This is a genomic window from Pseudomonas sp. NPDC087690, assembly GCF_044743175.1.
Taxonomy (GTDB): Bacteria; Pseudomonadota; Gammaproteobacteria; order Pseudomonadales; family Pseudomonadaceae; genus Aquipseudomonas.
Map to the genome: position 1 here is coordinate 120368 of NZ_JBIUVX010000003.1, position 23710 is coordinate 144077.

Here is a 23710-nt window from a genome sequence, read left to right on the forward strand (position 1 = left end):
TCGATCAACCGCTTGTTGAATCCCCCACGGCAGATCGACGGGTGAATCATTGGGCTTGGCGCTTATCTCCGAAAGTAATCTTTAACGTTATGCATAGTCTTTTATGGAATATATGAATTGATCAATTCCACCAAAGCCACGTGCCACGTGGGCTGCAGCGACAGGTGAAAAAATGCATGCTTTTCAGGCATTAAAAGTATTCATGCAACGCATCAACCACGACTGACACAGTTTTGCAGGACGACTAATACCAAGTAGATAATTGATGATAATTTTTCCTGAATAAAAAAAGGCCGGAGCACTTTCGTGCAACGGCCTTTTAAATTTTTAAACAAGACTACTGTTTGACGAATTCCCCGCCCAGGGTCACCACATCACCATCGAAGTTTGTACGGGAGCCGGCAGCGCGCAATTTTGCGTAGTTATGATCCGGCGAAAACAGTGTCCATGTCTGATAACCGCTATTACCATTCTGAGCAAGTACTGCAATGGTGGTCGGGTTACCGGTACTGTTCTGGAAATGGTAGTTTCCATAACGGATGTCGTAATTCACGCCACCCTGACTCAATGTTCCGCTGAACGAGCCGTTGGAATCATTACCATCGGTAATCACCAGCTTGGCGCCAGAGTTGGAATTCAGATAAGTGCCATTAATGCTCGACATGATGCGACTTCCTTTATCGTTGGGATAAGTGTCTTCCGATGAGAGCAAGTTTCCTCCTGGAAACTCACGACTCAGAGAATGGTTCGACATTCCCCTGCTGTCCATATGAGCAACTAACTAAATTGCAATAAGTACTGTTCGAGTTACTCATAACTTATTGCCAATCAGTCGAACATTAATTCCAAATCAACTAACGGCTGGCGTTGGTCTGTTGCACACCGATGGCAGGCGCAATCACCGCCGTTTCCGAACGTGGCGTGCCGACGGGCACCCAGTCATAACTCACAGGCAGCGCGCGATACACCCAGTTGCTGATGGCGTCGCTGCCCGGCGCCTTGCCGAGGTACGGGCTGACGTATTCCCAGACATTTTCGCCGCCGGCCGTGACCTGGAAAAACCGCCCGTTCATGCCTTCGTCGATCAACGTATTGCCGTTGGGCAAACGTCGCGCGCTGCTGATGAACGAGCTGTAAAACGCCCACCCCGGCTGCTTCGAATTCGCCGCGCTGTACTGCCAGACAATTTCATTTTTGACCGGGTCGATTTCCAACACCCGCGAACCGGAAATCAGCCCAAGGGTGACATTGGGATAACCCGCCGAGCCTTGGTTATCGAACACCAGCACATTGCCCGCGCCAGGCAGTCCGGCAGGAATGATGTGGGCGTCATGCTGGCCGACAAACTGATCCACGGGACGCGGCAAGGTCCGCGCGGTTTTCGGGCTGGCCAATGGCAGGTTCGGCCCCAGACGCCAGACCACTTTGCCGCTGGTTTTATCGATGATCGCGATGAAGTTGGCGTTGCGTGAATCGAACAACAGATTGTCCGGATTGAAACGCTTGTCGCCGGCATCGAACCACTTGTTCGGCCCGACCACACTGAGGTTGTTGATGTGCAGGTAGTCGGCGTCCTCACTCGCCCGCACCAGCTTCAATTGCGCGGGCGTGAAGCCGAATTCGTCGAGGTGTTCCGAGGCCAGCCATTGCCATTTCACCGCACCGTCGGGACTGACTTCATAGATCGCATCGTCAATCACCTCGGGGACTTTGAAGCCTTTGACCTTGTGCACCCTGTTCGCCAGAACAACGGTGTTGCCGTTGCTCAAGCGGCGCTGATCATGATGCTGCTGTGCCGCGCCACCGGGTGCCTTGTCGCCCCACTGCCAGACCACTTTGCCGTTCCAGTCCAGTTCACCAACGCTCTGATTGCCCAGACCATTACCGGCAGAACCGAGCTTGCCGGGGTCCTTGTCACTCAGTTGCAGCAGCACGTGGCCACGTTCGCCACCGACCAGTTTCGGGTCGATGATCGCGGACGGGAAACCGGCCTGCGGCCAGCTCTTGACCTCGTTGCCATTCATGTCGATCAGGTGCGTCTGCTTGTCAGCGCCGCTGAAAATTACGTACTGATTGAAGGCTTTGTCCGGGTCGTAACGGGTGACACCGGTCGGGTAAACGCTCGGTGCGGCGAAGGCGCCCGCGCTAAACACCGCGCCGGACAACAACAGCGGAAAAGCCGTTTTGATACGCAACATGATGCAGCTCCTTGAGTGACGAATCAGAAGTCGTAGCGACCGGTGACGCCGAGGGTGCGCGGAGTCCCGAGCAGGCCTTCATAGCCGCCGTTGCCGCCCGTCCACAGGGTCGTGTAATAGGTTTTGTCGAAGGCGTTTTTCAGCCACAGCGAGATGTCCCACTGACCCTGATTGAAGTCGCCGCGCAGGCCGGTGGAGAGGTTGACCACTGCGTAGCTCGGGATCTGTCCGTAATCGGAATCCTCGACCGTGCCCACCGCTTTCGAGCGGAAGGCGTAGCTGCCGGTGACGTACGGTTCAAAGCCGTTATCGAGATTCCATTTGTATTCGCCGTTGGCGTTACCGATCCATTTCGAAGCACCGACCACTTGATGGCCGCTAAGGTCGCAAGAGGCTGGAGCCCCTGGCGCCTGGCTGATTTCCGGCGGGCACGGCGCATCTTTGTACGAGAGGTAGCTGACGTCGTTGTACGAACCGTTGAAGTTCAGGGTCAGGCCACGCAGCGGGACGATCGTGCTTTCAAACTCGACGCCGCGCGAGCGCACGGAACCGGCGTTGGTCAGGTATTGCACGCGGTTGACGTCGTCGTAGGCGTTGGTCTGGTAGGCGTTGACCTGGGTCCAGAACACGTTGGCATTGAGTTGCAGGCGGTGATCCCACAGGGTGCTTTTGAAACCGAGTTCGGCGTTGTTGGCGCGCTCAGTGCCAATCAAAAGTGAATCGGCGCCCGCCGTCGGTGCAGAGCCGACAGCGAGGTTAACGCCGCCGGATTTCTCGCCGTGGGATAACGTCGCGTAGCCGAGCACATCGTCAGTGATGCGATAGCTGAGGTTGAGCAATCCGCTAGGGCTGGAACTGTACTGATTGAGATCGCCGGAATCGTAAGCGCCGGTACGACCGCGCCGCGCGGTGGCGGCAGCACCGGTGACTGCCGCGCCACCGACCGGCGCATCACGCGTTACCCACGCGGATTTTTCTTCATAGGTGCCGCGCACGCCGGCAGTGAAATCCAGACGCTCGGTGAGGTGCCAGGTGCCTTGGGCGAACAGCGCGAAACTGTCGGTCTTGATGTGGCCGTTGCCGACACTGCCGACATTGGCCAACGCGCCACGCGGTGTGCCGTTCCAGATGTCGGCTTGCGGGCCGTAATAGGCGAAGGATTTGTTATCCAGGTCCGAGCCGAAGTAGTAGGCGCCAACCACGTAATCGAAGAACTCGCCCTTGGGCGAAGCCAGGCGAAATTCCTGTGAATACTGTTTGTCCTCCACCGACACACCGGCGTTGTAGGTCGCCGGGACATTGAGACCGTCGTCATTTTTCGGGGTGAAATTCCAGAAGCGATACGAGCTGATCGAGGTCAGGGTGAAGTCGCTTGGCAGCGTCCAGTTGGCCTCGACTGAGGTACCTCCCTGATGCACGGTGACGTGCTGGTCGTTGTCCAGGTTGACCTTGCGGTGCGAGCCGTTGACCAGCGTTGCGCCAGCGGCAGCCGCGCGCGCCGAGTAAAGATTGACGCCGTTGATGGTCGGCCCGGTGTTGTACAGCACGCGGGTACCGGCGCTGGAATCCTCTTCGTTGTAGTCGCCAATCCAGCGCAGATTAAAGTCTTCGTTAGGCTTGAATAGCAGCTGTGCACGAAAGCCTTCGCGCGAGCCGCCGTTCAGATCATGACCGTTGTATTCGTTCTTGATATCGCCGTCGCTACGGGTGCGATAAGCGGAAAAACGCCCGGCCAATTCATCGTTGAGCGGTCCGGAAATCGTGCCTTTTGTTTGGAAATAACCGTCTTCGCCAACCGAGGTTTCGATGCTGCGCTCAGGCGTGAAGGTCGGCGCGCGGGTGCTGATGTTGATCACCCCGGCGGTGGTGTTTTTGCCGAACAGCGTGCCCTGCGGCCCACGCAAGACTTCGAGCTGTTCGATGTCCATCAAGTCGAACACCGCCATGCCCGGGCGACCCAGATAGACGTTGTCGATGTACAGCCCGACGCTACCTTCGAGACCATCGCTCGCCGGGTTATTGCCCAGACCGCGGATCGACACGCTGGACTGCCGCGCATGCATGTAAGCGACGTTGACGCTCGGCACCAATTGCTGCAAATCCTGAATCCGGTAAACCCGCTGCGTCTCGAGATTCTGGCCGCTGACCACGCTCATCGGCGTTGGCACATCTTGCGAACTTTCTTCCCGGCGGCGAGTGGTCACGGTGACCGTTTCCAACTGCGAACTGTTGGCCGCCGGTTTGCCTGCGGGTACCGGCGTCGGCACTTGCGTTTCCGCCGCGTAGCTATGAGTCCAGCTGGCGCTCCCTGCCAGCAACAGGGCCAGAGGCAGGCGTTTGAGCCGTCGTGGCGTTAGGGGTGACGCAAGGTTCAACGGACTCATGGCGCGGCTCCTGGTCAAAAAACACACAGACATCTTCAGCGCTGCATATTCTTTTAAGTTATTTATTTATGGTTTTACAAATATTTACTGCATAAGAGATTGCCTTTATAAGGAGTCGACCTAATGCATATCCAATGCATTTCCCGGATATTTTTTATGTGAAAAATGCATATCGACTTGCGCCAACTTCGTCACTTCATCGCCTTGGCTGAACAACGCAGCTTCGTCGCCGGCGCGCAGGCGGTGAACCTGTCGCAGTCCGCCTTCAGCCGCAGCATTCAGGCGCTAGAGCACAGCGTCGGCTGCCAGTTGGTTGATCGCGGGCGCAAGGAATTACCGCCGACCAAACAGGGCCAGGTGCTGCTCGAACATGCACGGCGACTGGTCAGTGGCGCGCAGCAGATGGCGAACGAGATCAGCCAGTTCAATGGCCTGGAGGCCGGGGAATTGCGCTTCGGTTGTGGACCGGCGCCGGCGGCCGGTTTGATCCCGCGCGCGATCGGCAGCTTCATCGGTCGCTACCCGAAAGCGCGGGTGCAGTTTCAGGTTGATGATTGGCAGAGTCTGAGCAAGCGACTGATGAGCGAGGAATTCGAATTCTTTGTCGCGGACACACGCTACTTCGAGGCGGATCCGGATTATCTGACGCACCGGCTGCGACCGCGCAAATGGCATTTCTGTTGCCGTGCCGGGCATCCGCTGGCGGGTTTCGATAGGGTCAGCGCCGAGCAGTTGATGAGCTATCCGCTGGCGGTGAGTATTCGGCCGCCGAACTTGCGCAAGGTCATCGTCGATCTCAGTGGGCGGCCGGATTTCACCCCGAATGTCGAATGTGAAAACAGCTCGAGTCTGCTCAGTGTGGTGCTGCGCTCGGATGCGATCGGGATTGTCGGGGCGTATTCGGATGCGCTGCACCAGGCCAAGGGTGAATTGGTGTGTTTGCGGATTGAAGGGTTAGCCGATGATCTTGAGGAGCTGTATACGCGTTATGGGATTGTCAGCCGGGCGGGGTATCGGTTGTCGCCGTTGGCCGAGGCGATGATTGAGCAGATCAAGGCGATTGATGCGGTGGATGAGGAGGTGTGTTCGCTGGATAGACTTGCCGTCTGATCGACCGCTATCGCGAGCAGGCTCACTCCTACATTTGAAATGCATTCCCCTGTAGGAGTGAGCCTGCTCGCGATAGCGCCAGTACAGGCACCGATGCACTCCCTGCATAAACCCCATTCCCCAAATGCACTTGCCGAACACCCCCACTGAAAGCGAAAAACCCCACCTGTCTCTCTGACCGGTGAACCCATGTCCAACTCGCCAAACCCCGTGCGCAACGTGCTGTACATCATGTGCGATCAACTGCGGCGCGATTACCTGTCCTGCTACGGCCATCCACACCTGCACACACCCAACATCGATCGACTCGCAACGGCCGGCGTGCGTTTCAGCCGCGCCTACACCCAAGGCACGATTTGCGGGCCGTCGCGGATGTCGGCCTATACCGGACGTTACGTCAGCAGCCATCAAGTGGCGTGGAACGCCGTGCCGTTGCCGCTGGAAGAACTGACCATCGGCGACTATCTGCGCCCGCACGGCATTCGTACCGCGCTGGTCGGCAAGACCCACGCCACCGCGAATGTCGATGCCTTGCAACGGCTGGCGATCAATCCGCAAAGCGAGCAAGCCGAGATCCTCAACGAAGTCGGTTTCGAACCCTACATGCGCCACGACGGTATCTATCCCGACGATCCGCTGTTCGATGACAAACGCGAATCCGCGCCCTATACCCATTACCTGCGTGAACACGGCTTCGAAGGCAAAAACCCCTGGCATGACTGGGCCAACGCTGCTGAAGGCGCAAACGGTGAAATCCTCAGCGGCTGGCAAATGCGTCATGCGAATTTGCCAGCACGAATTCCCGAGCAACACTCAGAGACTGTCTACACTACAAATCGAGCCATCGACTTCATCACCGAGCAAGGCGAGAAATCCTGGTGTTTACACCTCTCCTACATCAAACCGCACTGGCCCTACATCGTACCAGCGCCGTACCACGCCCTGTACAGTACGAAATCGATTCTCGAAGCGGTCCGCGCGACGCCCTCCGAAGCCAGCAAACACCCCGTATACACTGCCTTTCGCCAGCATGAGGAAAGCCTTAACTTTTCCCGTGACTCAGTACGATTGACTGTAATCCCCACCTACATGGGCTTGATCAAGCAAGTGGATGATCAGCTCGGGCGGCTGTTCGACTTTTTGCAGAGCAATGGACGCTGGGATGACACGCTGATCGTGTTCACCAGCGATCACGGCGACTTTCTGGGCGATCACTGGCTGGGCGAGAAAGAATTTTTGCTGGAGCAAGCGGTGGGCGTGCCACTGATCGTGCGGGATCCTCGGGCGGCGGCAGATGTCACCCGGGGAACGGTGGATGATCGACTGGCGGAAACCATTGATGCGTTGCCGACATTCCTTGAAGCATTGGGGCTGCCGGACGCGGCGCATCGGCTCGAGGGGCGTTCCTTGATTCCACTTCTTCACGGAGAAAACCCGGACTGGCGCCGCTACGCGATCAGCGAATACGACTACGCCTTTCAGGCCCCGGCACGTGAGCGCTTGGGCCAGCCGATCGATCGTTGCCGGATGACAATGGTGCGCAGCGAGCGCTGGAAATACCTGGCGTACGACGGTTTTCGGCCACAGTTGTTTGATCTGCTGAATGATCCGCAGGAGTTGTGCGATTTGGGTGATGACCCGGAATTCGCGGCGGTGCGCGAGGAGCATGCGGGGTATTTGTTTGAGTGGGTGCGCGGGTTGAAGCGACGCACGACCATCAGTCATCAGGAAATCGATTTGCGTGGGCAGCGGTTTCGCTATGGTGAGCCTGAAACCGAGAAGGTCGTGCAGATCGGCGTGTGGTGATTCCGGTAGGAGCTGCGGCACGCTGCGATCTTTTGATCCTGATCTTCAAATCAAAAGATCGCAGCCTCGTTTCACTCGACAGCTCCTACAGGTACCGAGTCAGATCAGACGCCGACGATGTCCGCGCCTTTGATAGTCTGGCTACGCTGCCCGTTAGCCCCCACCGGCACCTCACCCTTCAACGTCACCCGACGCACCACCCGGTCCTGAGTACCGTAATCATCAATCGCATAGTGCTGCGTCGAGCGGTTATCCCAGATCGCCACATCACCGGCCTTCCAGCGCCAGCGCACGGTGTTTTCCTGGCGGATCACATGGCTCTGCAAAAGCCCAAACAAATGCGCCGAGTCTGCCTGCGAGTAACCTTTGATGCGTTTAACGAAATGCCCCAACAACAAGCTCTTCTCGCCGCTGATCGGGTGCACGCGCACCACCGGGTGCTCGGTCTCGTAAACGGTGGAGGTGAAGACCTTGCGATAGCGCTCAAGCTTCTCCGCCGAGACGTCCGGCTTGGCGCTGGCGTAGTCGTATTCGTTGCTGTGCACGGCGACCAGTTTGTCGGCCAGTTCACGCAACTCGGTTGGCAAGCCGTTGTACGCCGTCGCGGTGTTGGCCCACAGGGTGTCGCCGCCGAATGCCGGGGCCACCACCGAGCGCAGGATCGAGGCTTTCGGGTAAGCGTCGACGAAGGTCACGTCGGTGTGCCACGAGTTGGCGCGCTGACCTTCGGCACCGTCCAGTTCAAGCAGATAACGCGTGCCTTCCCGCGACGGCACGGTCGGGTGCGCCACAGGTTCACCGAGCAAATGGGCGAAGGCTTCCTGGCGCTGATCGTCGAGCTGAGTCTGTTCGCGGAAGAACACGACTTTGTACTGAACCAGTGCCTGTTGAATGGCTTCGATTGTGTCGGCGTCCAGCTCACCGGACAAATGCACACCACGGATCTCGGCACCAATACGACCGGCCACCGGATGAATTTCCAGCGCATGGACAGCGGGTTTTACTGCGAGTGCGGCATTGCTCATGGGTAGACCCTCATCGACTGCTTACGGTTGGACGGCAGCGAAACAACGCTCTATCTATATTCCATTTACATCTAATAGATATTCACATGCTTCGTTGACGGAATAAGAGCTTGCATTTAAAACCTCTAGCAACCCTCGTCGCAAATGCCTTCGAGCTATTTTTAGGATGCCGGAAAAGCATATGGATCTTCGCCAGTTGCGTTACTTCATCGCCCTCAACGAACACCGCAGTTTTGTCCGTGCGGCGGACGCGATGGGCATCACTCAACCGGCGTTCAGTCGCAGCATTCAAGGGCTGGAGCAGGAGTTCGGCTGCGTGCTGGTGGATCGCGGCAACAAGGATTTGCGCCCCACGCCCGAGGGTCAGGTGGTGCTTCAGCACGCCCTGAGTCTGGTGCAGGGCGCGGCGATGCTCAGCGCTGAAGTGACGCAGATGACCAAGCTCGATGCCGGCGAGGTGCACTTCGGTTGCGGCCCGGCGCCGGCAGTAAAACTGGTGCCGGATGCGGTGGCGCAATTCATCAATGCGCACCCGAAAGTGCGCACCTGTTTTCAGGTGGATAACTGGGAAAAACTCAGTCGCGCGCTGAGCCGTGAAGAGATCGAATTCTTTATCGCCGATATCCGTCATTTCGAGGCGGATCCGAACTTTCAGACCCAGGCGCTGACGCCCAAGCGCGGGGTGTTTTTCTGCCGTCCGGGGCATCCGTTACTGGCCAAGGAAAGCCTGTCGACCAACGACATGTTCGACTACCCGCTGGCGACCACACGGATCCCGCCGGGCATTCGTAAACTGCTGGCGAATCTCAGTGGCAGGATCGATTTTTCACCGACCATCGAGACCGAGCATTTTCCAGCGCTGGTGAAAGTGGTGCTGCAATCGAATGCGATCGGCGTGGGGACGGAAGAGGCGTTTGTCGAGGACATCGCCAAGGGTTCGCTGGTGCTGCTGCACTGGCGTAATCTGCCGCAGAACCTGGAGAGCATGAATGCGCGTTGCGGGATTGTCAGCCGTACCGGGTTCAGGTTGTCGCCGGCGGCGCGGGCGATGATTGAGACATTGGTGGCGGTGGATCGGCAGGAAGTCAGCGTCGCTGTTTGAAGAGATCGTTCCCACGCTCTGCGTGGGAATGTAGCCTGGGACGCTCCGCGTCCCAAAGCGGACGCAGAGCGTCCATTGATGCATTCCCACGCAGAGCGTGGGAACGATCTGCGTACGTTAGAGCTTGGCCGCTGCCAACTCAGGCGCTACCCAATCGTTGACCTTGAACGGCTTGCGAATCAGTCTCTGCTGCGCCGCCAGATCGACCTTGTCCTGCAAGCTACCCAGGAACGCCGGATCCAGCGTCGACGGGAATACTTCGCTCAGTTTCTGATCTTTCAAATCTTCAGTGAGGATCACCGGCGGATAACTCGCCAGCCCCGACACCAACTGCACGTACGCATCCTTGTTGCTGTCCTGCGTCAGCCACTCTACTGCCTGCTGCTGCGCCTTCAACAACTTCGCCACCGCCTCCGGATGCCCATCAACAAACTTGCCGCTGCCCACTAGCACCGACTGCACACTGCCGGCCCCGCCCAAATCCTTGGTGTTCAGCGGCAACTCGGCCAAGCCCTTGACTTGCAATGCAGCCAACCCGGAACTGCCCCACGATGCATCGATCTGCTTCGCCGCCAGCGCAGCGGTCGCGCCGGTGAAGTCGAGGTTGATGACTTTCAGATCCTTCTCGCTCAAGCCCTGGCTGGCCAGTGCCGCATCAAACGACAACTGCGTCGCGGTACCCTTGAAGATCGCCACACGCTTGCCCTTCAGATCCTGCAAGGTCTTGATCCCGGAACCCGGCACCACGCCCAGATACTGCTTCACCCCACGCGCACCGGCACTTAGCAGCCGCGTATCGAGGCCGTTGGACTTGCCAATGATCGCCGCCAGATCCCCGAGATACGCCAGATCAACCTGATCATTGGCAAACGCCTCATTGATCACCGGCCCCGCACCCTTAAAGAAATTCCACTGAATCTTGATGCCCTGATCGGCAAAGGCCTTTTCGAAGATCTGCTGATCACGCAGCACGTCGACCACACCGCCGCCGCTGTGCTGGGTTCCGGCGCTCAGGTCAGGCACGGCGATGCGGATTTCCTTCAACTCATCGGCATGCGCCGTCAGCGTGAGAAAACCCGCCAGCGCCGGGGCGGCAAACAGACTGATGACACGTTTTAAAGGAAGGTTCATGGGTGCGGCTCCTTGATCAATACAGGCATTAAGGAGCCGAAAGTAGGCCGAAGCAGCACCTTCGCTTAAATACTATAAAAGAACATTTTTATAGCTTTTAACGCTAAGCGAACAACTTCGGGGCTTGCAGCGGCGTATGCATTTACAGCATCGAAAATATTCTTCGAATGCATTGGATGCGTGTGGGCTGGAAGCCTTAAATGGCGCTGCTTATCTCTTTAAATACGTTTTTATTTATTACTTATAACTTTTATTTTGTATCTAATGCCGCTAAAGATCGCAGCCTTCGGCAGCTCCTACAGGGGCAATGCAGTCCCATGCAGGAGCTGCCGAAGGCTGCGATCTTTTGATCTTGACTCGATCTCGATCCAACCCGACAACGGAGGTCACCCATGGCCCGTCAATCCCTGCTCAGTTTGCCGCTGCCAGCGCCGCCACTGAAAAGCCGAAGCATTTCACCGACCATCAACCAACGTTTGTTGCCATGGCTGTTGCCCGTCGGCCTGTTCGTTTTGTGGTGGCTGGCAGCGCGCAACGAATGGATGAGCGAACAGATCCTGCCGGCGCCGTCGCTGGTGTGGAACAGCGCCGTCGAGCTGGCGCAAGGCGAGCTGTGGAGCCATTTGTGGATCAGCCTTCAACGCTTGTTCTGGGGCTTGCTCGCAGGGATTTCCGCCGGTGCGGTGCTCGGTGCCGCGCTGGGTTTCAGCCGCCGTCTGGAGCGTCTGATTTTCCCGACCTTCGCCGGTCTGGCGCAGGTGCCAACGCTGGCCTGGATTCCGCTGTTCATGGTGTTTTTCGGCATCGGTGAAGTGTTGAAACTGGTGGTGCTGATCAAAGCCATCGTCGTCCCGGTGACCTTGCACACGCTGGTCGGCGTGCGTGACACTCAGCCGAAACTGCGCGAAGCCGCTGCCGTGTTGCGCCTGCCACCGCGCCTGCTGATCCGTCGATTGGTGCTGCCCGCCGCCCTGCCCGCGTTCATGGCCGGCGTGCGTCTGGCGCTGGCTGCGGGCTGGACATCGTTGCTCGCAGTCGAGTTGCTCGCCTCCAGCGAAGGCATCGGTTACCTGATGGTCTGGGCGCGCCAGCTGTTCATGCTCGACATCGTTTTCGTCTGCATCGTAGTGATCGGTTTGATCGGCGTGGCGATGGATCGCGGCATCGGTCTGCTGGATAAAAAACTGGTGCACTGGCCGCACCCGGCCACTGCGGAAATTCGTCGCGGCCCGCGTTATGAAGGCTGGCAGCGTCTGCAACCGTGGCTGCTGCCGCTGGGCTTGCTCGCGCTTTGGCAACTGGCGAACGATCAACAGTGGGTCGATGCGAATATTCTGGTGAGCCCGCTGGCCGTGCTGATTACGGCGTGGGACGGACTGCTCGACGGCACGTTGATCAACGGTATGGCCCTAAGTCTGGGTCGCACCCTCGGCGGTTTATTGCTGGGCGGCGGACTCGGTTTGGCCCTCGGCTTGCTCCTGGGGCTGTCCCGCACCAGCGAACGTGTGCTCGGCCCGACCCTCGCCGCGCTGCGTCAGATCGCGATTTTCGCCTGGGTTCCACTGCTCACCGCATGGTTCGGTTTGGGTGAATTGGCGAAGTGGGTGTTCGTCGCCCTCGCCGCATTCTTTCCGCTGTTTATCGCCACGCAACGCAGCGTCGCCAACCTTTCGCCGCAACTCAACGAAGCCGCACAAGTGCTGCGCCTGAGCCTCGGCCAACGCCTGCGCAGACTGGTGCTGCCCGGTGCCGCGCCGGGGATTTTCGCCGGTCTGCGCCTGAGCCTGATCTACGCCTGGCTCGGCACCATCGGCGCCGAATATTTCATGCCGTCCAACGGCGGCATCGGCAGCCAGATGATCGGCGCGCAACAACTGCTGCGCATGGATCTGATCATGGCTTGCATGCTCTTCGTCGGCCTCACCGGCGCCCTGCTCAACCTCATTGGCCAACGCCTGGAAATTCGCGCGACCCGCTGGAGACACGCATGAACGCACCCATTGTCAGCTTCACCCACGTAGGCAAATCCTTCGACGTCGACGGCTTCGAACTGGAGGCGATTCGCGAATTCAACCTGGACATCGCCGAGGGCGAATTCGTCGCCATCGTCGGTTCCAGCGGCTGCGGCAAATCCACCTTGCTGCGTTTGCTGGTGGGTCTTGATACGCAATTTCGCGGGCAGATCACCGTCGATGGCAAAGCCGTCAGCGGCATCGGCGGCGAACGCGGCATTGTCTTTCAGGAGCACCGCTTGTTTCCGTGGCTGACTGTCGCCGACAACATCGGCCTGGGCCTGGTCAACGAGCCGTTGAGCGCGGCGCAAAAGCAAAAACGCATCGACGATTTCATCGACCTGGTCGGCCTGCGCGACTTCACCCGCGCCTATCCGCACCAACTCTCCGGCGGCATGGCGCAGCGCGTGGCGATTGCGCGCGGCCTCGTCGCCAGCCCGCGCATCCTGCTGCTCGACGAACCCTTTGGCGCGCTCGATGCGCTGACCCGCCAGCAGATGCAGGACGAGCTGCTGGCGATCCGTGACCGCGCAAAGATCACCACGATCCTAGTCACCCATGACGTCGAAGAAGCGATCTTCCTCGCCGACCGCGTGGTGGTGATGGAGCCGCGCCCGGGGCGCATCAAGCAAGTGGTCGACATCGCCCTGCCGCATCCGCGCCAGCGCAGCAGTTTCGATTTCCATCAGTTGCGCGAAGAACTGCTCCACGAACTGACCAGTGATGACCACTACCAACCGAGCCAGCCTGCGCAGATCCGCGATCTGCCGCTGACGTTCATTGCCTGCTGAACAGGAGTTTCGCAATGCCGCAACGCCCCAACTTTCTGGTGATTCTGGCTGATGATTTAGGCTTCTCCGACATCGGTGCGTTCGGCGGCGAAATCGCCACGCCGCACCTCGATGCATTGGCCAACAATGGCCTGCGCCTGACCGATTTTCATACCGCACCGACCTGCTCGCCGACCCGCTCGATGCTGCTGACCGGCACCGACCACCACATCGCCGGCATTGGCACCATGGCCGAGACGCTGACCCCGGATCTGATCGGCAAACCGGGTTACGAGGGTTACCTCAACGACCGCGTCGTCGCGCTGCCCGAGCTGCTGCGCGAGGCCGGTTATCAAACGTTGATGAGCGGCAAATGGCACCTCGGTTTGAAAGCTGAACTTGCGCCGCATGCGCGGGGTTTCGAGCGTTCGTTTTCGCTGCTGCCGGGCGCGGCCAACCACTATGGTTTCGAGCCGACCTACGATGAACAAACACCGGGCCTGCTGAAATCGACCCCGGCGCTGTACATCGAAGATGACCGGTTTCTCGACGAATTGCCGAAGGATTTCTATTCCTCCGATGCCTTTGGCGACAAGTTGCTGCAGTACCTCAAGGAGCGTGACCAGACCCGGCCGTTCTTCGCCTACCTGCCGTTCTCCGCGCCGCACTGGCCGCTGCAGGCACCTGCCGACATCGTCGAGAAATACCGTGGCCGCTATGACGCCGGCCCTGAAGTGCTGCGCCTGGAACGCCTGGAAAAACTCAAAGCCCTCGGCCTGATCGAGCCGGACGTTGAGCCACATCCGCTGATTCAGTTGACCCAGCAATGGGACGCGTTGAGCGACGAACAAAAACAGATTTCCGCGCGGGCGATGGAGGTCTACGCCGCGATGGTCGAGCGCATGGACTGGAACATCGGCCGGGTAGTCGATTACCTGCGCCAGCAAGGGCAACTCGACAACACGTTCATCCTGTTCATGTCCGACAACGGTGCCGAAGGCGCGCTGCTTGAAGCGTTCCCCAAGTTCGGCCCGGAACTGGTGACGTATCTCAGCCAGCACTACGACAACAGCCTCGACAACATTGGTCGGGCCAACTCTTACGTCTGGTACGGGCCGAACTGGGCACAGGTAGCGACCGCGCCGTCGCGACTGTTCAAAGCGTTTACCACTGAGGGCGGGATTCGCGTGCCGGCGCTGCTGCACTACCCGCAATTGGCGATCAAAGGGCAGATCAGCCATGGCTTCGGCACGGTGATGGACATCACACCGACCATTCTCGATCTGGCTGGCGTGCGTCATCCGGGCAAGCTGTGGCACGGCAAACCGGTGGCGCCGTTGCGTGGCAAATCATGGCTGGGATTCTTGTCTGGCGAGACTGCGCAGGTGCATGACGAGCACACGGTGACGGGTTGGGAATTGTTTGGGCGAAGGGCGATTCGGCAGGGATCGTGGAAAGCCGTGTGGATCCCCGGGCCGGTAGGGCCGGCGACCTGGCAGCTTTATGATTTGAGCAATGATCCGGGGGAGATTCATGATCTGGCGGAGAGTCAGCCGGAGAAGCTCAGCGCGCTGATCGGGCATTGGCAGCAGTATGTCGAGGAGACTGGGGTGATTTTGAGTGAGTCGCCGTTTCAGCCGGATTGAGGGGAAGATCAAGAACACCCTCACCCCAGCCCTCTCCCGGAGGGAGAGGGAGCTGACCGAGGTGTCTTTCGTCAAACATCGACCTGAAAAATCGGGTCGATTATGGATTCGACAAAGCTATTTCACGTCGCTGTAACTCTTCAATATCCCCCGATCAGTCCCCTCTCCCTCTGGGAGAGGGTTAGGGTGAGGGCAGCTTGTCAGGCCTCCACCGCCTCCCCAGACACCGCGATTTCCTCCCGACGAACAAACCGGTTCGCTCGCCCAAACGTGCCGAAATCATTAAACCGCACCCCCATTTCCCGCATCACTTTATGCGCCACCGGCACGGTCATCTGGCGGATATAAAACGGCTCTTTCACCACAAAATGGTGAATCCCGTGGCTGCTGCCAAAGTTGAAGCAGAACGCCTGCAACGGCCACAGCCACCAAGGGTTGAGCACCTGACACTGCTGCAGCACATTACCCAACTCGACATCGCCGTAGTAATGCATGTTCGAGCTGATGAAATGCAGGCAAAAGGTGCGCAACACATTCGGACCGATGATCACCACAGCAGCGATATCGATCACCTGCATCACCGATAACGTGGTCGCCGACCATTCGATCGGCGAACCCAACAGATAGGCGATGCCATTCGCCGCATGAAAACCGAGAAACACATACCACGCGCCCCAATGCACCAGCGCCAGCGGCGCGTAGACCTTCAACGTGCGTTTGATGATGCTGAACTTGTGTGCCCAGGTCTTGGCTCGCAGCATGCGGATGAACGCCGACATGACGTTGTCGCCGACCATCAGCAAACGCGCGAAGCCCCACGGCTCGCCGTTGGTGATCGCGCGCTCTTCCATGTCGGTTTCTGTGCCAGAAACCTTGTGATGATTGAGGTGCAGATGCCGACGAATCCATGGATTGATCGTGCTCGGCCGCGCTAGCCACACCAGGCCCATCATCAAATTGTGCGGCACGCGCTGCTTGCGGAAATACATACTGTGGATCAGGTCGTGTTCCAGCTCATGGGTCAGCGAAGCAAAAAAAGCATTGAGCAACAGGCACGCCCACCACGCCATATGGCCGGTGATGTACAGCGTCGCCGAGCCGATCATCCCGATCAGGGCAAAGGCCAGAATCCCCGCGCCCAACGCATCCTGATGCTTGAGAATCGGGTAACGCTCACGCAATTCGACGCCTTTGGCCAGCACCACTTGGCGAATATGCGCTGATCGCTGGGCCGCATTGTGTCGCTGGGGACTTGCAGAAGTACCGTCCATGCTTCCATCCTCGGGTTTATGATGTTCGCATCGTGCCTCGCCAAGGCTTCAATTGCGGTAGCCGAGAACGCCAACCTGTTGACCGGAAGCGCCAATCAGCATGAAGGAACCGACCTCCCTCGCCAGTTGGACCCGTGCCTTGCGCAAGCAACTCGATGCGCTGGGGCTGGACAGCATCGCCCTGTGCCAACAGGCCGGGCTCGATCCAGACTTGATGGACGACCCTAACGCGCGCTACCCGCTGTCCGGCACTACACGCCTGTGGGAAATCGCCGTGCAGGTCAGCGGCGACCCGGCGATCGGGCTGCGCGTGTCACGCTTTGTCAGCCCGACCACCTTCCATGCCCTCGGTTACGCGCTGGTCGCCAGCGGTAGCTTGCGTGAGGTGTTCGAACGCATCGTGCGTTATCACCCGGTGGTCAGCGATGCGCTGGAGCTGGAACTGAGCCGCAGCGAAGACCGCTATCAATTCCGTCTGAAAATTCCGTCAGGCAATCCGGCGCCAGCCTTCGAAGCCATCGATGCGTTCACCGCGATCTACGTGCGCACCTGCCGCAATCGCCTCGGCCGCGATTACGCGCCACTCGCCGTGTATCTGCGCCGCCCGGAGCCGAGCGATGCGCACCAATGGCACAAAGTCTTCCGCGCCCCGGTGCATTTCGGCTGTGCCGAGGATCGCCTGGAATTCGCCCTCGCCGATTTCGACAGCCACCTCGACGACGCCAACCCGGAGCTCGCTGAACATAATGAGGCAGTGCTGAAACGTACGATGGCCCAGCTCAAGCCGCTGACTTGGGAGCGCAAGGTGCGCGATGCCATTGAAGAACAACTGCCGGAAGGCGAGCCGAGTGCTGAACGGATTGCCCAGGCGTTGCACCTGAGCTTGCGCAGTTTGCAACGGCATCTGGCGGATGAGGGTTATCGCTTTGATACGTTGCTCAACGAGAGCCGCGAGAACCTCGCGCTGCTGCACCTTCGCGATCCGCAGTGTTCGTTGAGCGAGGTGAGTTACCTGCTGGGGTTTGCGGATACCAGCAGCTTCAGCCGTGCGTTCAAGCGCTGGACGGGGCTGACGCCGGGGCAGTTTCGCGATGGCTTGCGCTGATGCTCAGCTAACGAGAACTGTTCAGCTGATAGATTGGCTTAGCGATGGAAGTTTTCCTTTTTCAGCGTATCGAGCGTCGGACGGGACGGTCGAGAAACCGCAGCGAGTTCATAGCCCAAACCATTCAGTATTGCCTCCACCTTTCGCAAGCCAATCTCAGAAACGGTGTTGTTTTCGATACCAGAAATTGTCGCGCGGCTCATGCCGTACTGTTGGGCTAACATTTGCTGAGAAAGTCCCTTAGCCTTACGGAGCTCTCTAATCAACTTACCTATTTTTTCCATTGTGGATGCCTGCATTACTTACGATGCATTTTAGAAAAATCAGCAAATATGCATTCTATTTAATGCATATTTTTTGCAAGCCAATTTAAATCTGATTAGCCTCTCTATTTAAGCACCACTTGCTCACCACAAACCCTAGCTCAAAAACGGTGCCGTCAGCATCACTGCCGACCCGCACCTGTCCCCCATGCAACTGCATGATCGACTGCACAATCGCCAACCCCAACCCACCCGAATCTCCCGGCTCTGCCCGTGATGGATCGACGCGGTAGAAGCGGTCGAACAGTTTGCCCAGATGCTCCGGCGCAATCGCCTGGCCATGGTTGTGCACTTGTAACCAGCACCAGCCCGACTCGTCGCGGCGACGCAGGCTGATCACGGTTCCGGAGTCAGCATGACGCACAGCATTAGCCAGTAAATTGCCAAGCGCCCGTTGCAGCAGTTGCTGATCGGCAAGCAGTTCGCCATGCAGTTGGTTGTCCAGCCGCAGATCTCGGTCATCCGCCAAGGCTTCAAAGTAATCACACAGTTCACTACCAACGCTGTGCAAAACCAGTGTTTGCAGATTGAGCGCGCGCTCGGCCTGCTCGGCACGGGCGAGGAACATCAGGTTCTCCGCCATGCGTTTGAGCCGTTCGAACTCTTCCATGTTCGAGGCCAGCACCTCCTGATATTCCGCCGTGCTGCGCGGATGATTCAGCGCTTGCCCGTTGCTGGCGAGCAAGGTGTGCAACGGCGTGCGAATTTCATGGGCGAGGTCGGCGGAGAACTGCGACAGCCGCTGCACGCTGTCGTCCAGCCGCGCGAGCATGCCGTTGAGCGCCTGTACCGGTTCAAGCAGTTCAGCGGGCGTGCCATGGGCGGGCAACCGTTGATCGAGGCTGCGCAGATCGATGCCGCGTACCGCTTCGCTCAACTGACGTAGCGGTTGCAGGCCCCTTCGCAGTAGCAGTAGACCCAAGGCAAAAGCCAGTAACGCACCGATCCCAACGGACAAGTACAAGCGCATGCGATAACTGCCGAGCATTGACTCGCGCTCGCTCAGCACCTTGCCGGCGATGATCGTCAGCGGTTCACCGTTTGGCCCTTGGGCTTCACCGGACAACAGCGCCAGCTCGGCACCGTCCGGCGCTTGCCAGGTCAGCACGTCGCGGCGCTGCGGCGTTTGCTCGCGGGGGATCGCGTTGAGGGTTGGCAGATCGCGCTGACGCGGGTTGATGGCGATCACGCTGGAACCGTCGGCGCGGCGCACCAGCAACAGGCTGTCGAGGTTGCCGAGCATGTTCTGATACAACCGCGGCCGCGCCTGCAAAGCGTCGAGGCTGTCGCTGTCGGCAAGCAAGGCGCGTACCTGCTCCAGTCGACCGAGCAACGCGAGGTCGTCGCGGTAGGCGATTTCTGCGGCCAGCGACCGATAGAGAAACACACCAATCGCACTCAACACCAAAGCGCAGACCAATGCGAACGCCAGCGCCAGGCGCCAGGCGATCGACCTAGAGCGCATCGTCAGGGGCTTCCAGTTGATAACCGACGCCGCGCACGGTGTGAATCAGTTTCGGCATGTACGGATCATCGACTTTCGAGCGCAGGCGCCGCACCGCGACTTCAACCATGTTGGTGTCGCTGTCGAAATTCAGGTTCCATACCTGCGAGGCAATCAGCGTGCGCGACAGCACTTCGCCCTGGCGACTGGCGAGCAATTGCAGCAGGGCGAATTCCTTGTTGGTCAGGGCGATGCGCTGGCCGCCGCGACTGACGCGGCGGCGCAGCACGTCGATTTCCAGATCGGCGATGCTGTACGACTCGGCTTCGCGCATCGGCCCGCGCCGCAGCAAGGTGCGCACCCGCGCGAGCAGTTCGGCGAAGGCGAAGGGTTTGAGCAAGTAATCGTCGGCGCCCAGTTCGAGCCCGCGCACGCGGTCTTCGATGGCGTCCTTGGCGGTGAGGAACAACACCGGCGTGGCGCCGCGCTGGCGAATCAGCTGCAGCAATTGCCAGCCGTTGAGGCCGGGGAGCATCACGTCGAGGATGATCAGGTCATATTCCTGCTGCTCGATAAAGTAACGACCATCGAGACCATTGAGCGCCACGTCCACGGCAAAACCCGACTCGCCCAGGCCCTTGGCGAGGAAATTCGCGGTTTTGGCTTCATCTTCTACGACCAGCAAGCGCATGGCACACCTCGATTATTCAGACACACAGGCTAGGCGTCTTCGGCGGCGTTGCCCATTACAAACTTGTAATCAGACTGACGAGGTTCTGACGAGGACCGGCGATTAAGGTGAGGACCTTCGCTTTTGGAGCCTGTCCATGAACGTAAAATTCCTCGTTGCAAGCCTGATGATCGGCGTCAGTGGCGTCGCTGCCGCCAGTCCTGAGCTACCGCGCCACGCTGATCTCGACCTGAAAACCGCACGCCTGCTCGCCGACACAGCGATGAGCAATTGCACCGGCACAGTGTCGGTGCTCGACCGTGGCGGCAATCTGCTGGTGACCCTGCGCGGCGACGGTGTCGGCCCGCACAACACCGCCGCCAGCCAGCGCAAGGCCTACACCGCACTGTCGACCAAAACTGCCACCCGGCTGTTCGCCGAACGTGCCCGCAGCAACCCGGAAACCGCCAATCTCAATACCCTCGACGAGTTGCTGCTGCTTGGTGGGGGCATCCCTTTGTTCGCCGCTGATGAACTGGTCGGTGCGATGGGCGTGGCCGGTTCCGGCGGCGGCGAGCAAGACGAAAACTGTGCGATCAAGGCTGCCGAGAAAACCGGTCTGGCCACTACCCGTTCCCAATAAGGAGATTCATCCATGAGCACTTTGCGCATGTCTTTCGCCGCGCTTGGCCTGAGCGCTTTTTCCAGCCTGGCTCTGGCTGCCGGCAATCCGCTGAGCGTACACGTCCTCAACCTGGAAAACGGCCTGCCGTCGCCGGGCATCGACGTGACCCTGGAAAAACACGTCGGTCAGAACTGGCAGCCGCTGTCCCAAGGCACCACCAATGAACAGGGGCGAATTGCCGAGCTGTTCCCGGCCAAACAGCCTTTTGAAGCGGGTGAATACCGCGTGGTGTTCAAGACCGGCGAGTACTACAAGAAGATCAAGCACGACACGTTCTTCCCGGAAATCCCGGTGATTTTTGAAGTGAAGCAGACCGATCAGCACTACCACATCCCGCTGCTGCTCAGCCCTTACGGTTTCTCGACCTATCGCGGCTCCTGATCCCGCACAAATCCCCTGTAGGAGTGAGCCTGCTCGCGATAGCAATCTGTCAGTTGATCAATCTGTGACTGACAGACCGCTATCGCGAGCAGGCTCACTCCTACAATGGTTCGGTGTTAGATCCTAGATCGTGGCCAGGGCGCGCAACCGCGCAGCATCAATGATTTCGATCTCGCCATAGCCAAGCCCGATAATCCCCTGCCCCTGCAAGTCCTTGAGGATCTGGTTAGTGGTCTGCCGCGACAGCGACAGCATCGACGCCAGTTGCTCCTGCGGCAGTTGCAGGACCCGGCGTGGCGCGTCGAATTCGCCGTAGCCTTCGGCGATCATCAACAGTCGATGGGCAAGACGCGCGGGAGCCGGGAGCAGGCTGAGTTGTTCCAGATTGATAAACGTCAGGCGCAGTTTGTGGCTCATCAGCAGCGCCAGATGCCGCCAGTACACTGGATTTTCATCAAGCAGCTTCAGTAACGGTGCCTGCGGAATATTCAGCAACGTGCACGGCCCCACAGCGTAGGCATCATGCGTGCGCGGCTGGCCATCGAACAGGCAGATTTCGCCGAACCAGTGCGGCGCTTCTACCAGACTCAACAAAGCTTCCTTGCCCTGCTCACTCACCGCGCCGATCCGCACGACGCCATCGAGCACCGCGTACAAGCCGCACGGCGCATCGCCGCGCTGGAACAAGCGCTGCCCCGCCGTCAGCCGCCGCTCCCGGGCCGCCGCCAGCAAGCTATCCTGAAAGGACGCCGGCAGATGACTGAACCACTGGCCGCTCATCAACCGTGAACGAATTTGCATAAACACTCCTGGATTGTCGCCTGCCTGACAGAGCGAACCCTGATCCCGAGGGATGATGCGATCAACCCTACCGGAGGAACAACAATGAAAAGCCTCGTCGACCACCTCAGTCAATACGCCGCCTACCACCGCGATCCGCGCAACATCGCCAGCCACTTTATCGGCATTCCGCTGATTGTGGTGGCGGTGGCGGTTTTGTTGTCGCGGCCGGAATGGTCGCTGGGCGGCTTGTGGATATCTCCAGCCGTTGTCGTGGCGCTGGCTTCGGCGTGGTTTTACTTGCGCCTGGAAGTGAAGCTTGGCGTGCTGATGACGGTGCTGATGGGTTTATCCGTGTGGGCCGGGCATGTGCTGGCGCAGCAAAGCACCATGGTCTGGTTGAGCAGCGGTCTGGCGATGTTTGTGGTCGGCTGGGTGATCCAGTTTGTCGGGCATCACTACGAAGGGCGCAAACCGGCGTTTGTCGATGATGTATCGGGGCTGATCGTCGGGCCGTTGTTTGTGGTGGCCGAGTTGGCGTTCATGCTCGGGATGCGGCATGAATTGAAAGAGCAGATCGAGGCGCGGGCGGGGGTGGTGCGGGTTAATCCGAACAAAAAAGCGGCGGCTTAGGCCGCTTTAAAAGATCGCAGCCTGCGACAGCTCCTACAGTGGGTTTGGTCGATCACAAAATGTGTGACCAACCGAAACCCCTGTAGGAGCTGCCGCAGGCTGCGATCTTTTGATCTTAAAGGCTGGCGACTTTCTGCCAGACCTTGGGTTTGAAGAACAGGGTTTCACCCTTGGCCAGGCCGATCAGGCTGTCATGGTCTTTCACCACTTCGGCCTCGATCAAATCAGTCTGCCCTTCAACCTTCAACGTCACCCGCGTGGTCGCACCCAACGGCCGAATATCACGCACTTCAGCCGCATGGTGATCCTCCAGTTCATGCCTGGACAACGACACCTCATGCGGGCGGAACAGCACGTGATTGTCGTCGCTCAACAGCAAGCGGTTCGAATCGCCGAGGAAGTGATAAACGAAATCGCTGGCCGGGTTTTCGTAAACGTCGCCCGGTGAGCCGATCTGTTCGATCACACCCTTGTTCATCACCACGATGCGGTCAGCAACCTCCATCGCCTCTTCCTGGTCGTGGGTCACGAATACCGAGGTCAGGTTGATGTCTTCGTGCAAACGCGCCAGCCAACGGCGCAGCTCTTTACGTACCTTGGCATCGAGGGCGCCGAAGGGTTCGTCGAGCAGCAGCACTTTAGGCTCCACTGCCAAGGCGCGGGCCAACGCAATCCGCTGACGTTGCCCACCGGACAACTGCTCCGGATAACGATCCGACAGCCAATCCAACTGCACCATGTTCAGCAGTTCGTGCACCTTGACCGCGATCTGGCTTTCGCTCGGGCGCTGGTTTTTCGGTTTCATGCGCAGGCCGAATGCGACGTTGTCGAACACGGTCATGTGCCGGAACAAGGCGTAGTGCTGGAACACGAAACCGACGTTGCGATCACGCACGTCGTGGCCGGAAACGTCTTCACCGTGGAAAACGATATTGCCGTTATCCGGGGTTTCCAGACCGGCGATGATCCGCAGCAGCGTGGTCTTGCCGCAGCCCGAGGGGCCGAGCAGCGCGACCAGTTCACCGCTGTGGATATCCAGGCTGATGTTGTCCAGCGCCTTGAAGGCATTGAAATTCTTGCTGACGTTACGCACTTCGATCGACATGAATTATTCCTCCGCGGCGCTGGCGCGCAGGCGGTTGATACGGTTTTCGCTCCACTGCTTGAGCAGCAGGATGAAGAGCGCCAGGATCAGCAACAGGCTCGCCACGGCGAACGCGGCACGTGGTTGTAT

General features: G+C 58.9%; 21 protein-coding genes and 1 pseudogene. 10 read left to right on the forward strand and 12 right to left on the reverse strand.

The window, feature by feature from the left end; genetic code table 11:
• Positions 1 to 337 precede the first annotated feature (337 nt).
• The 3 genes from ACIPIZ_RS08000 to ACIPIZ_RS08010 form a co-directional block, all read right to left on the reverse strand.
• Positions 338 to 664 (reverse strand): hypothetical protein, encoded by a 327-nt coding sequence (locus ACIPIZ_RS08000; protein WP_064389019.1) that lies wholly within the window; start codon positions 662 to 664, stop codon positions 338 to 340.
• A 190-nt stretch (positions 665 to 854) separates the two neighbouring features.
• Positions 855 to 2198: an aryl-sulfate sulfotransferase gene (locus tag ACIPIZ_RS08005; protein WP_122855609.1), complete on the reverse strand. Its 1344-nt coding sequence runs from the start codon at positions 2196 to 2198 to the stop codon at positions 855 to 857.
• A gap of 23 nt (positions 2199 to 2221) precedes the next feature.
• Positions 2222 to 4582, reverse strand: coding sequence for a TonB-dependent receptor (locus tag ACIPIZ_RS08010; RefSeq protein WP_064389021.1), 2361 nt, complete (start codon positions 4580 to 4582; stop codon positions 2222 to 2224).
• Positions 4583 to 4747: 165 nt separating this feature from the next.
• Here ACIPIZ_RS08010 and ACIPIZ_RS08015 point away from each other — a divergent pair, with 165 nt between their 5' ends.
• Positions 4748 to 5692: a LysR family transcriptional regulator gene (locus ACIPIZ_RS08015; protein WP_401164870.1), complete on the forward strand. Its 945-nt coding sequence runs from the start codon at positions 4748 to 4750 to the stop codon at positions 5690 to 5692.
• A gap of 189 nt (positions 5693 to 5881) precedes the next feature.
• Positions 5882 to 7498, forward strand: coding sequence for an alkaline phosphatase family protein (locus ACIPIZ_RS08020; RefSeq protein WP_401164872.1), 1617 nt, complete (start codon positions 5882 to 5884; stop codon positions 7496 to 7498).
• 104 nt (positions 7499 to 7602) lie between these two features.
• Here the strand turns inward: ACIPIZ_RS08020 and ACIPIZ_RS08025 are convergent, their stop codons facing one another.
• Positions 7603 to 8523 carry a TauD/TfdA family dioxygenase gene (locus ACIPIZ_RS08025; RefSeq protein WP_064389024.1) on the reverse strand — a complete coding sequence of 307 codons (921 nt, stop codon included), beginning with the start codon at positions 8521 to 8523 and terminating at the stop codon, positions 7603 to 7605.
• A 181-nt stretch (positions 8524 to 8704) separates the two neighbouring features.
• Here ACIPIZ_RS08025 and ACIPIZ_RS08030 point away from each other — a divergent pair, with 181 nt between their 5' ends.
• Positions 8705 to 9625 (forward strand): LysR family transcriptional regulator, encoded by a 921-nt coding sequence (locus ACIPIZ_RS08030; RefSeq protein WP_400773024.1) that lies wholly within the window; start codon positions 8705 to 8707, stop codon positions 9623 to 9625.
• Between the two features lie 117 nt (positions 9626 to 9742).
• Here the strand turns inward: ACIPIZ_RS08030 and ACIPIZ_RS08035 are convergent, their stop codons facing one another.
• Positions 9743 to 10756 carry an ABC transporter substrate-binding protein gene (locus ACIPIZ_RS08035; protein WP_401164876.1) on the reverse strand — a complete coding sequence of 338 codons (1014 nt, stop codon included), beginning with the start codon at positions 10754 to 10756 and terminating at the stop codon, positions 9743 to 9745.
• Positions 10757 to 11148: 392 nt separating this feature from the next.
• Here ACIPIZ_RS08035 and ACIPIZ_RS08040 point away from each other — a divergent pair, with 392 nt between their 5' ends.
• From ACIPIZ_RS08040 to ACIPIZ_RS08050, 3 genes are read left to right on the forward strand one after another with little or no spacing between them, the layout of a single operon-like run.
• Complete coding sequence (locus tag ACIPIZ_RS08040; protein WP_401164879.1) at positions 11149 to 12747, forward strand: ABC transporter permease; 1599 nt, start codon at positions 11149 to 11151, stop codon at positions 12745 to 12747.
• Entirely contained in the window at positions 12744 to 13559 is an 816-nt protein-coding gene (locus ACIPIZ_RS08045) for an ABC transporter ATP-binding protein (protein ID WP_105708587.1), read from the forward strand. Before ACIPIZ_RS08040 ends, ACIPIZ_RS08045 begins: the two co-directional genes overlap by 4 nt.
• Positions 13560 to 13573: 14 nt before the next feature.
• On the forward strand, positions 13574 to 15184 hold the full coding sequence (locus tag ACIPIZ_RS08050) for an arylsulfatase (RefSeq protein ID WP_122661180.1): 1611 nt from the start codon (positions 13574 to 13576) through the stop codon (positions 15182 to 15184).
• A gap of 200 nt (positions 15185 to 15384) precedes the next feature.
• On the opposite strand, the gene ACIPIZ_RS08055 is transcribed toward ACIPIZ_RS08050, so the two are convergent.
• Entirely contained in the window at positions 15385 to 16455 is a 1071-nt protein-coding gene (locus ACIPIZ_RS08055) for a fatty acid desaturase (protein ID WP_401164881.1), read from the reverse strand.
• 100 nt (positions 16456 to 16555) lie between these two features.
• Here ACIPIZ_RS08055 and ACIPIZ_RS08060 point away from each other — a divergent pair, with 100 nt between their 5' ends.
• A complete protein-coding gene (locus tag ACIPIZ_RS08060) occupies positions 16556 to 17560 on the forward strand; it encodes an AraC family transcriptional regulator (protein ID WP_064389031.1) in 1005 nt (334 codons plus the stop codon).
• Between the two features lie 38 nt (positions 17561 to 17598).
• On the opposite strand, the gene ACIPIZ_RS08065 is transcribed toward ACIPIZ_RS08060, so the two are convergent.
• From ACIPIZ_RS08065 to ACIPIZ_RS08075, 3 genes are all read right to left on the reverse strand, one after another.
• Positions 17599 to 17844, reverse strand: coding sequence for a helix-turn-helix domain-containing protein (locus tag ACIPIZ_RS08065; protein ID WP_064389032.1), 246 nt, complete (start codon positions 17842 to 17844; stop codon positions 17599 to 17601).
• A gap of 85 nt (positions 17845 to 17929) precedes the next feature.
• Positions 17930 to 19348 carry a heavy metal sensor histidine kinase gene (locus ACIPIZ_RS08070; RefSeq protein WP_105708594.1) on the reverse strand — a complete coding sequence of 473 codons (1419 nt, stop codon included), beginning with the start codon at positions 19346 to 19348 and terminating at the stop codon, positions 17930 to 17932.
• Entirely contained in the window at positions 19338 to 20018 is a 681-nt protein-coding gene (locus ACIPIZ_RS08075) for a heavy metal response regulator transcription factor (protein WP_007917671.1), read from the reverse strand. Before ACIPIZ_RS08075 ends, ACIPIZ_RS08070 begins: the two co-directional genes overlap by 11 nt.
• Positions 20019 to 20154: 136 nt before the next feature.
• Between ACIPIZ_RS08075 and ACIPIZ_RS08080 the strand changes: the two genes are divergently transcribed.
• Positions 20155 to 20640: a heme-binding protein gene (locus ACIPIZ_RS08080; protein WP_150647714.1), complete on the forward strand. Its 486-nt coding sequence runs from the start codon at positions 20155 to 20157 to the stop codon at positions 20638 to 20640.
• Positions 20641 to 20652: 12 nt separating this feature from the next.
• Complete coding sequence (gene uraH / locus ACIPIZ_RS08085; protein ID WP_401164886.1) at positions 20653 to 21063, forward strand: hydroxyisourate hydrolase; 411 nt, start codon at positions 20653 to 20655, stop codon at positions 21061 to 21063.
• Positions 21064 to 21186: 123 nt separating this feature from the next.
• On the opposite strand, the gene ACIPIZ_RS08090 is transcribed toward uraH, so the two are convergent.
• Positions 21187 to 21864 carry a Crp/Fnr family transcriptional regulator gene (locus tag ACIPIZ_RS08090; RefSeq protein ID WP_122661183.1) on the reverse strand — a complete coding sequence of 226 codons (678 nt, stop codon included), beginning with the start codon at positions 21862 to 21864 and terminating at the stop codon, positions 21187 to 21189.
• An 84-nt stretch (positions 21865 to 21948) separates the two neighbouring features.
• Here ACIPIZ_RS08090 and ACIPIZ_RS08095 point away from each other — a divergent pair, with 84 nt between their 5' ends.
• On the forward strand, positions 21949 to 22476 hold the full coding sequence (locus ACIPIZ_RS08095; RefSeq protein ID WP_105708603.1) for a DUF962 domain-containing protein: 528 nt from the start codon (positions 21949 to 21951) through the stop codon (positions 22474 to 22476).
• A 115-nt stretch (positions 22477 to 22591) separates the two neighbouring features.
• Here the strand turns inward: ACIPIZ_RS08095 and ACIPIZ_RS08100 are convergent, their stop codons facing one another.
• The gene (locus ACIPIZ_RS08100; protein ID WP_053116472.1) at positions 22592 to 23581 is read right to left on the reverse strand and encodes a sulfate/molybdate ABC transporter ATP-binding protein; all 990 of its coding nucleotides are present in this window, start codon (positions 23579 to 23581) and stop codon (positions 22592 to 22594) included.
• Between the two features lie 3 nt (positions 23582 to 23584).
• Positions 23585 to 23710 (reverse strand): annotated as a pseudogene (locus tag ACIPIZ_RS08105) (sulfate ABC transporter permease subunit CysW); the annotation flags it as partial.

Bases quoted from the DNA above. Each gene is read 5' to 3' on its own strand.
- ACIPIZ_RS08000 (WP_064389019.1), bottom strand. From the start codon at position 664: ATGTCGAGCATTAATGGCACTTATCTGAATTCCAACTCTGGCGCCAAG.
- ACIPIZ_RS08005 (WP_122855609.1), bottom strand. From the start codon at position 2,198: ATGTTGCGTATCAAAACGGCTTTTCCGCTGTTGTTGTCCGGCGCGGTG.
- ACIPIZ_RS08010 (WP_064389021.1), bottom strand. From the start codon at position 4,582: ATGAGTCCGTTGAACCTTGCGTCACCCCTAACGCCACGACGGCTCAAA.
- ACIPIZ_RS08015 (WP_401164870.1), top strand. From the start codon at position 4,748: ATGCATATCGACTTGCGCCAACTTCGTCACTTCATCGCCTTGGCTGAA.
- ACIPIZ_RS08020 (WP_401164872.1), top strand. From the start codon at position 5,882: ATGTCCAACTCGCCAAACCCCGTGCGCAACGTGCTGTACATCATGTGC.
- ACIPIZ_RS08025 (WP_064389024.1), bottom strand. From the start codon at position 8,523: ATGAGCAATGCCGCACTCGCAGTAAAACCCGCTGTCCATGCGCTGGAA.
- ACIPIZ_RS08030 (WP_400773024.1), top strand. From the start codon at position 8,705: ATGGATCTTCGCCAGTTGCGTTACTTCATCGCCCTCAACGAACACCGC.
- ACIPIZ_RS08035 (WP_401164876.1), bottom strand. From the start codon at position 10,756: ATGAACCTTCCTTTAAAACGTGTCATCAGTCTGTTTGCCGCCCCGGCG.
- ACIPIZ_RS08040 (WP_401164879.1), top strand. From the start codon at position 11,149: ATGGCCCGTCAATCCCTGCTCAGTTTGCCGCTGCCAGCGCCGCCACTG.
- ACIPIZ_RS08045 (WP_105708587.1), top strand. From the start codon at position 12,744: ATGAACGCACCCATTGTCAGCTTCACCCACGTAGGCAAATCCTTCGAC.
- ACIPIZ_RS08050 (WP_122661180.1), top strand. From the start codon at position 13,574: ATGCCGCAACGCCCCAACTTTCTGGTGATTCTGGCTGATGATTTAGGC.
- ACIPIZ_RS08055 (WP_401164881.1), bottom strand. From the start codon at position 16,455: ATGGACGGTACTTCTGCAAGTCCCCAGCGACACAATGCGGCCCAGCGA.
- ACIPIZ_RS08060 (WP_064389031.1), top strand. From the start codon at position 16,556: ATGAAGGAACCGACCTCCCTCGCCAGTTGGACCCGTGCCTTGCGCAAG.
- ACIPIZ_RS08065 (WP_064389032.1), bottom strand. From the start codon at position 17,844: ATGGAAAAAATAGGTAAGTTGATTAGAGAGCTCCGTAAGGCTAAGGGA.
- ACIPIZ_RS08070 (WP_105708594.1), bottom strand. From the start codon at position 19,348: ATGCGCTCTAGGTCGATCGCCTGGCGCCTGGCGCTGGCGTTCGCATTG.
- ACIPIZ_RS08075 (WP_007917671.1), bottom strand. From the start codon at position 20,018: ATGCGCTTGCTGGTCGTAGAAGATGAAGCCAAAACCGCGAATTTCCTC.
- ACIPIZ_RS08080 (WP_150647714.1), top strand. From the start codon at position 20,155: ATGAACGTAAAATTCCTCGTTGCAAGCCTGATGATCGGCGTCAGTGGC.
- uraH (WP_401164886.1), top strand. From the start codon at position 20,653: ATGAGCACTTTGCGCATGTCTTTCGCCGCGCTTGGCCTGAGCGCTTTT.
- ACIPIZ_RS08090 (WP_122661183.1), bottom strand. From the start codon at position 21,864: ATGCAAATTCGTTCACGGTTGATGAGCGGCCAGTGGTTCAGTCATCTG.
- ACIPIZ_RS08095 (WP_105708603.1), top strand. From the start codon at position 21,949: ATGAAAAGCCTCGTCGACCACCTCAGTCAATACGCCGCCTACCACCGC.
- ACIPIZ_RS08100 (WP_053116472.1), bottom strand. From the start codon at position 23,581: ATGTCGATCGAAGTGCGTAACGTCAGCAAGAATTTCAATGCCTTCAAG.